Annotated in this window: 7 protein-coding genes; 6 read left to right on the top strand and 1 reads right to left on the bottom strand. The window is 70.5% G+C overall.

Features of this window, described 5'->3' with window-relative positions:
• Positions 1-2,164 precede the first annotated feature (2,164 nt).
• The 3 genes from ACZ5BU_RS36465 to ACZ5BU_RS36455 are packed head-to-tail and all read left to right on the top strand — an operon-like array spanning position 2,165 to position 4,544.
• Complete coding sequence (locus ACZ5BU_RS36465; RefSeq protein ID WP_465705565.1) at positions 2,165-2,638, top strand: hypothetical protein; 474 nt, start codon at positions 2,165-2,167, stop codon at positions 2,636-2,638.
• Positions 2,635-3,681 carry a hypothetical protein gene (locus tag ACZ5BU_RS36460; RefSeq protein ID WP_465705563.1) on the top strand — a complete coding sequence of 349 codons (1,047 nt, stop codon included), beginning with the start codon at positions 2,635-2,637 and terminating at the stop codon, positions 3,679-3,681. Before ACZ5BU_RS36465 ends, ACZ5BU_RS36460 begins: the two co-directional genes overlap by 4 nt.
• A gap of 47 nt (positions 3,682-3,728) precedes the next feature.
• Positions 3,729-4,544 (top strand): CHAD domain-containing protein, encoded by an 816-nt coding sequence (locus ACZ5BU_RS36455; protein WP_465705561.1) that lies wholly within the window; start codon positions 3,729-3,731, stop codon positions 4,542-4,544.
• Positions 4,545-4,546: 2 nt separating this feature from the next.
• On the opposite strand, the gene ACZ5BU_RS36450 is transcribed toward ACZ5BU_RS36455, so the two are convergent.
• The gene (locus ACZ5BU_RS36450) at positions 4,547-5,692 is read right to left on the bottom strand and encodes a DUF1015 family protein (RefSeq protein ID WP_465705559.1); all 1,146 of its coding nucleotides are present in this window, start codon (positions 5,690-5,692) and stop codon (positions 4,547-4,549) included.
• Between the two features lie 24 nt (positions 5,693-5,716).
• Here ACZ5BU_RS36450 and ACZ5BU_RS36445 point away from each other — a divergent pair, with 24 nt between their 5' ends.
• The 3 genes from ACZ5BU_RS36445 (at position 5,717) to ACZ5BU_RS36435 (ending at position 7,898) form a co-directional block, all read left to right on the top strand.
• Positions 5,717-6,823: an HAD-IIA family hydrolase gene (locus tag ACZ5BU_RS36445; protein ID WP_465705558.1), complete on the top strand. Its 1,107-nt coding sequence runs from the start codon at positions 5,717-5,719 to the stop codon at positions 6,821-6,823.
• Positions 6,824-6,889: 66 nt separating this feature from the next.
• Positions 6,890-7,432, top strand: a complete 543-nt coding sequence (locus ACZ5BU_RS36440) for a phasin family protein (protein ID WP_465705556.1) — start codon at positions 6,890-6,892, stop codon at positions 7,430-7,432.
• 1 nt (position 7,433) lies between these two features.
• The gene (locus ACZ5BU_RS36435) at positions 7,434-7,898 is read left to right on the top strand and encodes a hypothetical protein (RefSeq protein WP_465705554.1); all 465 of its coding nucleotides are present in this window, start codon (positions 7,434-7,436) and stop codon (positions 7,896-7,898) included.
• Positions 7,899-7,900: the final 2 nt, after the last annotated feature.

Genomic DNA, 7,900 nt, shown 5'->3' with positions numbered 1-7,900 from the left:
CGGGGGTGGCCCTTAACATTTCCAGGCCGAATTTCTCCCGGCCCGACGTCGACGCCGGCCAACACCTCACGCCGGCACCACAACGGCCCGGCACATCACGTCGAACCCGCGTCGCCACGTACGGGCGCGGTCACGTGCCAGGGCCATCTACCGACAATCGGCCCGTCGCTCGTGCGTACATCTGTGCGCGAACACAACAGCTGCAGGCAACAACGCCCGACTCGAGCGGTACCGCAGGTCCGGCTGTCTGGCTCTCCACGTACGCAGATCTCCTCCCCGAACTGACCCCCCACGGGCGTGCCACTCACCGCCCGAAGCCACCCGCTGACCTACGCGACCCGGCAGGCCGCCACCACGCGCCACAGTTCCGTCCAGAACGCGCACTGGAGATCCACCAGCTGCACGCGATGCCCTCCGATCAGCTGACACCGCGCTGTCCGGTCACCCGCACCCCACTACACACCTCAACTGACGGACCACCAGCACGCAGCCCGCCGTGCCTGTGCATAGGAGAACTCGGTCCCCAGAGGGCTGTGCTTAGCCGCCGCGCTGGTGTCCGTCCCCAGTGGCTGAATCCACAATCGCCCGCACTTCTGATCGCCACAGGACTGCAGTACCCGTGCGCTGGAAGACCCGGTCCTACTGGGGCTGCTTCCTCGCCGTACCTGACATCTGTCCTGTGATGGCGACCAGGACCCCCAACCATGGCGGGTCGAAGGCGACGGCCGGCCGGTTCCGCCGCGCGCCGTTGCACGCACACTCCGCGAGCCGCAGGCGCTGCGGCGAGGTGTCCGTACCCCGGCAGTGCCAGAGCCCCTGAAGGCCTTGGCCCCGACAGCATTAGGCAGCCACGGTGGGTGCGCCGGCGGTACGAGGGAAGCACTCGGAGACGTGGGTGAGGTACGCGTGCGCCGTGCCGGTGCGTCGAGCCCGTGCGAGCGCGTCTTGGGTGCCTGGCCGCGAAATGGGTACGTGGGTTCCCGGTGCCTCCGCGGGTATCGGGGCGTGGGCGGCCGTGGTGTCTGGTCTCTGTGTGTTCCTGGGCCTGCTTGTGTGTGAGCGTGGCGGGGCAGGGCTGAGGTGGTTGGTGGGGGTTGGTGGGAAGTACTCGATGCGGTGGATCGTTGGGTGGGACGGTAACGTTTGTCCGATTACAGTTCTTCAGCATTGTTAGGAGTCATCGTGGCTACGCCACCTCGCAATCCTCGCTCCGGTTCAGGGGACCGTCGCGGTTCCTCCGGAGGTGCCGGGCGGTCCGGCCGTACCGGGGGTGGCCGTTCCGACTCCGGCAATCGTTCGGGTTCTGGTCGGTCCGGTGCTGGTAGTTCCGGGGGCGGGCGCTCTGGGTTCGGTGGGGCCGGGCGGTCCGGTTCCGGGGGCTCCGGTGGCGGTCGGTCCGGTGGTGATCGGGCCGGCTCCGGCGGTGGGTTCTCCGGCGGTGGCCGAGCCGGCTCCGGCGGTGGCCGGGGTGGCTCCGGTGGTGGGTATTCCGGGAGTGGCCGGTCGGGTTCTGGAGGTGGGTACTCCGGGGGCGGTCGTTCCGGTGGTGCGTCCGGGGGCGGCTGGTCCGGTGGTTCGGGGAGTGACTCCGGGCGTTCGGGTGCTGGGCGTTCGGGTTCCGGGGGCTCCAGTTCTGGGGGCTCCGGTTCTTCGTGGTCGGGCTCGGGTGGTCGGTCGAGTGGTGGGGCTGGGCGTGGTGGGTCCGGCTCTGGTACGGGGTGGTCCGGCGGTTCGCGGTCTGGGACCGGTGGCGCCCGTGGTGGGTCCGGTGGAGCTCGGTCTGGTGGAGCGCCTGCTCGGCGAGGTGGGTTTGCCGGTGGGCGGTCCGGTGGTGCTGGGCGTTCCGGCGGGTCGTCGTACGGGGACGAGGGTTCGTTCGAGAATCGGCGGGGGTTTGCCGGGTCTCGAGGGGATGACAAGGGCCGGCGGGAGCCGTTCGGTGGGCAGATGTCTGGCGAGGGGCGCGAGGAGCGTGGCGGATACCGTCGCGATGAGCGCGGCGCCGGGCGTGGAGCTGGTGCGGGCCGTGGGGTAGCCGGCTCGCGGCGGGACGACCGCGGCGGCCGTGACGAGCGCGGTGGGTACGGGCGCGATGAGCGCGCGGACAGCCGTGGTGGGCGGGACAACCGCACCGAGAGCCGCGGTGGGTTCCAGCGTGATGAGCGTGGCGGGGACTCGCGTGGCGGGTACCGGCGGGATGAGCGCTCCGGGCGCGGCGGCGACGACCGCGGTGGGTTCCGGCGCGACGAGCGCGGCGATGACTCGCGCGGTGGGTATGGCCGCGATGAGCGTCGAGATGACCGCGGAGGGTTCCGGCGGGATGACCGTGGCGGAGACTCGCGGGAGCGGTATGGCCGCGACGAGCGTGGCGACAGCCGTGGTGGCTCCGGTCGGGATGAGCGTGGGGACTCTCGGCGTGCGGGTGGGGACTCGCGTGGGCGTGGGCCGGCTCGGGCCGGTGGGGCTGGGCGTGGGGAGCGTGGGGCGTTCCGGCGGGATGAGCGCGGCGAGTCTCGTGGGCGGGACGATCGGCGCGGTGGGCCCCGGCGGGAGGAGCGCGAGGAGAGGGTCGGGCCTCGGCGGGACGATCCGAAGATTCCGGAAGGGATCACCGGGGCCGAGCTCGATCGTGGCGTGAAGGCCGAGCTGCGGTCGTTGCCGCGGTCGTTGGCTGATCTGGTGGCGCAGCACCTGGTGGCGTCGGGGCGGTTCATCGACGACGACCCGGAGCTTGCGTACCAGCACGCCCGTACGGCGCGGCGCTTGGCGGCGCGGCTCGGTGGGGTGCGCGAGGCGGTGGCGATCACGGCGTATCTGGCCGAGCACTACGACGAGGCGCTCACCGAGTTCCGTGCGGTACGGCGGATGACCGGGAACCACGAGGTGCTCGCGATGATGGCCGACTGCGAGCGGGCGCTCGGGCGGCCGGACAAGGCGCTGGCGCTGACGAAGGACAAGCACGTACACGACCTGTCCGAGCCGACGCAGATGGAGCTGCTGATCGTGGCGGCCGGTGCGCGGCGAGACATGGGGCAGACCGCGGCGGCTGTGCAGATGCTCGAGGTGCCGGAGCTGACGAAGCGGACGAAGGCGGACTGGCTGCCGCGGCTGCGGTACGCGTACGCCGACGCGCTCGAAGCTGCCGGCCGGGCCGATGACGCGTTGGTGTGGTTCCACCGGGCGGCCGGTGTCGACGGTGACGGCGCGACGGGTGCCGCCGAGCGTGCCGCGCGGCTCGAAGGCCTCGAATTCACCGACCTGGACGAGGACGACACGGTCGACGACGACGAGTACTTGGAGGACGAGTACACCGACGACGCCGACGAGGACGAGACCGATGAGGCTGAGACGGACGGTGGCGCCGCGGCCGAGGTCGACGAGATCGACGCGGTCGCCCTGGACGGGGCCGTCGAAGACGACGTGGATGCCGAGGACGCCAACGCTGACGGCGTGCAGGTGCGGGCAGCGGCGGAGGCAGGCGAGTTGGACGGCGACGAGCTCGAGGACGGCGAGGAGTCCGAGGGCGGCGAGGAGTCCGAGGGCGGCGAGGAGTCCGAGGGCGGCGAGGAGTCCGAGGGCGGCGCAGAGTCCGAGGATGGCGAGCAGGCCAAGAGCGGCGACGAGTTCGAGGGGCGCGCGGAGTCCGAGGGCGGCGACAAGTCTGCGGGTGGTGGGGAGTAGGTCATGGTGGTTGGGGGGCTGACTGCTGAGGACCCGGTACGGGGGTGGTGGCGGCTGCGCTGGTGAAGGGGGCGCGGCGGTTGCAGCGGTCGGTGGGGATGGTGGCGGACGGGGAGGACGACGCCATCCACCAGGTTCGGGTGTCGTGCCGGCGGTTGCGGAGTGACTTGAAGTTGTTCCGCAGGCTGCTGGCCGGCGACTGGGCCACCGGGTTGCGGGCCGACCTGGCGTCCCTGGCTCAGGCCTGTGGTGAGGCCCGCGACCTCGAGGTGATCGCGGCGCTCGTCCGCGAGACCAGCAACAGTGAGGACAACGAAGAACACGTCGACACGATCCTGGCCGCGCTCACCCTCGGCCTGGATCGCGCGGCCGCCCGCTCGACCGAAATAGTTCTCGGCGATTCCACCAAGGATCTCCTCGCGACCCTGGAAGCGATCGCCGCAGCCCCGGACCTCAAGCCCAAGGCGGACAAGCCCTGCGGTGAGGTCCTGCCGCAGCTCCTACATGCGGCCACCGCGAAGTTCACTGAGGAAGCCGACAAGCTCAAACCCTGGACCGCGGACGACGACTGGCACGAGGTACGTCTCCTCGCCAAGCGCGTCAGGTACGCCGCCGACACCAGCGCCGCCGTACTGGGCGATGAAGCAAAAGCCACAGCAGCCCACGCAGCGACCTACCAGGAGCTCCTGGGCCAGCACCAGGACCACTGCGCTGCTGCAGACGCCCTGACAGCCATGGCGGACGACGCGGCGGCGCAGGACGACCCAGAGCTCTCCTTCACCCTAGGGCGCCTCACAGAGCGCCACAGGGCCGCTCGGAAGCCCCTACGCGAGCAGTTCCTCAGCCTGTACCACCGGCCTTGACCTCACAGCGTCCGGAACAGCAGACCTACTCGCGGCTTCGGCCCGAACGAGGTGGCCTTCTGCGGCAGTACGACGCCCTGCGCCGCAGAACGTAGTACCTGGTCCATGGTGGGGGCTGTGAGCTCGACAGCAAGCTGGTGCGCGTCAGCTTGCGCCAGCGCGTCCGCAAAGGTGTGGTGAAAGCTGACGTCGTGCTCAACGACTCCCCACGCCGGCAGCAACCTCTCGTGCAGCATTGCCACCGCAGGGGCGTCTGATGCGGCGTGGAGCGTCAGCCAGCTGGAACCGTCTGTCACGCAGATACGGTTCGGGTCGCCCTCCACACGACCCGGTTGCATCTGCCAGCCGGACGGCGTACGCAGTTGCACGGTCTCCAGGTCCAGACCGGGTACGACGCGGTGGATCGGGTCCAGCGTCAGCGGGTGCCGTACGTAGTCCACCAGCATCGCCAGACCGACCTCCGCGCCCTCCCGGTAGGGCTCGCGCAGCTGGCGCTCCAGGTACGCCGCGTAGCGGTGGTGCCCATCCGCGATGACTGCCACGTGTCTGGCCAGTTCAGCGTCGATAGTCGCGAGTACCGCAGGGTCGTCCAGACGCCAGATGCGATGCTGAGCGCCGTTGTACGTCTCGGCCTCTACCCACGGCTCACCGGATCGCGCCGCGTCGACCGCGTCACTCACGGCGCCGCCATCGGCATACGCGAGCAGGATCGGCTCCAGATCGGCGTTCGTGGCCTCCATCAGTTGCAGCCGGTCGTCGACCCAGTGCGGCATCACCTCCTCGTGCGGAAGTACGACGCGACGCGTGGGATCCAGCCGGAGCGAGCCGATCAGGCCGCACAGTACGGCGTCCCCGATGCGCTGCTCGTACACGTATAGCGCCGGCTGTTCGTCCTGTACCACGATGCCGTCCCGCTGCCACCCGGACAGCCGGTGCGCCGGTTCGTCGTACCGGCTCGGCCCGAGGTCCGGATCGCGTGGAAGGATGAGCCTCACCATGTTGTGCAGATCAGAGTCAGTCAGCCGCCGGACGATGGCGGGTTCCAGCACGTCGTACGGCGGTGACGTGACGGCCCCCAGCGTACTCACCTTGCCCGCGACGAACCGCCACGCGCGCAGGGGATCGAGTCTCAGTACCGCATCCGGCATGCGCGGAATCGTACGGGGTGACGCATGAGCACGGCACGAACTGCCCCGGAACCGCTGTCGGCGTGTGACGAAGCGCTCGCGAGCCGGTACGACGTGGCGTTGCTGGACCTCGACGGCGTCGTGTACGTCGGCCCCGATCCGGTGCCGGACGCGCCCGAGAACCTGCGCAAGGCCGCCAAGGAAGGCATGCGGATCGGGTACATCACGAACAACGCGAGCCGCCCGGCCCGGGTCGTTGCCGAGCACCTCGCATCGTTCGGGCTGGAGGTGCTCCCGGACGACGTGGTGACGTCCGCGCAGGCCGCCGCGAAGCTGATCGCGAACGAGTTCCCGAAGGGTTCGCCGGTGCTCGTGGTCGGTGGTGAGGGACTGCACACCGCGCTCGAGGAGTACGGGCTGACCCCGGTACGGACCAGCGACGCGCACCCGGTCGCCGTCGTACAGGGCTTCGACCCGGACGTGAACTGGGTGATGCTCGCGGACGGCGCGCACGCGATCAACGAGGGTGCGAAGTGGTTCGCGACCAACCTGGACGCGACCATCCCGACCCCGGCCGGCAAGGCGCCCGGCAACGGCACGCTGGTCCAGGTGATCCGGGCCGCCGTCGACGTCGACCCGGTGGTGGCCGGCAAGCCCGAGCCGCCGCTGCTGGAGACGAGCATCGAACGGCTGGAAGCCACGCGCCCGTTGATGATCGGGGACCGGCTGGACTCCGACATCGAGGGTGCGAACGCGGTCGGCATCGCGAGTCTGTGGGTGGCGACCGGCGTACACGACGCGTACGACCTGGCGCGGGCGCCGAAGAACCGGCGCCCGACGTACGTCGCGGCCGGGCTCGGTGCGCTCGCGGAGAGGCAGCCGGGGGTGACGATCGACGGCGGCAAGCACGCGTGCGAGGGCTGGACCGCCGAGGTCGTGAACAACGCGGTGACGGTGAAGGGCGAAGGAGAGCCGTACGACGGTCTGCGCGCGATCCTGTCCGCGGTCTGGACCGCGGTCGACGCGCCCGCCGAGCCGGTGAAGCCTGTGAAGGCGACGACCCGGGGCCGCCGGCCGCGCCCGAAGCCTGCGCCGACAGCGGATTCGATCGCGCTGGACGCCGCGCTGCACCGGATCGGCCTCGACAAGTAGGCAGGTCTGGCTGGTATTGCGGCAGCGAGGCGATACCGTTGCTGGGGACGACGCTAGGAGGCAGTCATGGTGATGGACGCGCTGCGCGGATACGTACAGCTGGCGAACGGGCTGACCGAGGTCACCAAGCAGAAGGCCCAGTCCGCTGCGAAGGCACTGTTGCAGCAGACCGGGGCGGACTCACTGACGCACAGGGTGAGTGACCTGGCCGACGAGATCGTTGCCACCAGCAAGAGCAATCGTCAGCTGCTGCAGGCGATCGTGGCGAACGAGGTCGAGGGCGCGGTCGCGCGGCTCGGGTTCGTCCGGTCCGAGGAGGTCGCCGCGCTCACCCGCCGGGTGAAGGCGCTGGAGACCGAGCTCGCCGAGGCGCACGCCGCCGCGGCCGAGCGGGCCACCGGCCCGGTCCCAGAGCCGGCGCCGGTCGTCGAGGCGACCGTGGTCGACGAGGCCCCGGCGAAGAAGGCCGCTGCCAAGAAGGCCGCGCCGGCGAAGAAGGCTGCACCGGCGAAGAAGGCTGCCGCCAAGAAGGCCGCCGCGAAGAAGGCCCCGGCGAAGAAGGCCCCTGCGAAGAAGGCCCCTGCGAAGAAGACCGCGAAGAAGGCCTGAGATGACCGAGCATCCTGGCGAACAGTTCCCACCGGACGTGGATCCCGACGTCGAGCCCGGCTTCGATCCGTACCAGTCGGAGGAGACGCAGGAACACCCGGACTACGACACCGAGCCCGGAGCACAGGACACCGTTCACGAGCACGTCGATCCGGCCGCGGTGGAGTTCGGGCCGGAGTTCGCGCGTGCGCCCGGGCAGGAACACGAGCACGCCTTCGAAGCCGGCTCCGCCGAGGACCCGCTGGGCGCCGGGTCCTCGGCGTACGGTGACGACCCGGCCGGCGACTCTGGTGACGCCGGTGAGGGCAGTGAGGGCGGCCATCCGTTGGTGGAGGAGACGATGGCGCGGCTGGACGAGCTGCGGGACCGCCCGGTGAGTGAGCACGGTGAGGTGTACGCCGACCTGCACGAGCGGCTGCAGTCCGCGCTGGTCGAGGCCGACGCCGAGCAGAGCGACCGGGGCTGAGC

Source organism: Kribbella sp. NPDC031520, from assembly GCF_055580825.1.
The sequence above is the reverse complement of the archived record's forward strand: the minus strand, read 5'-3'. Positions and strand labels throughout refer to the sequence as shown.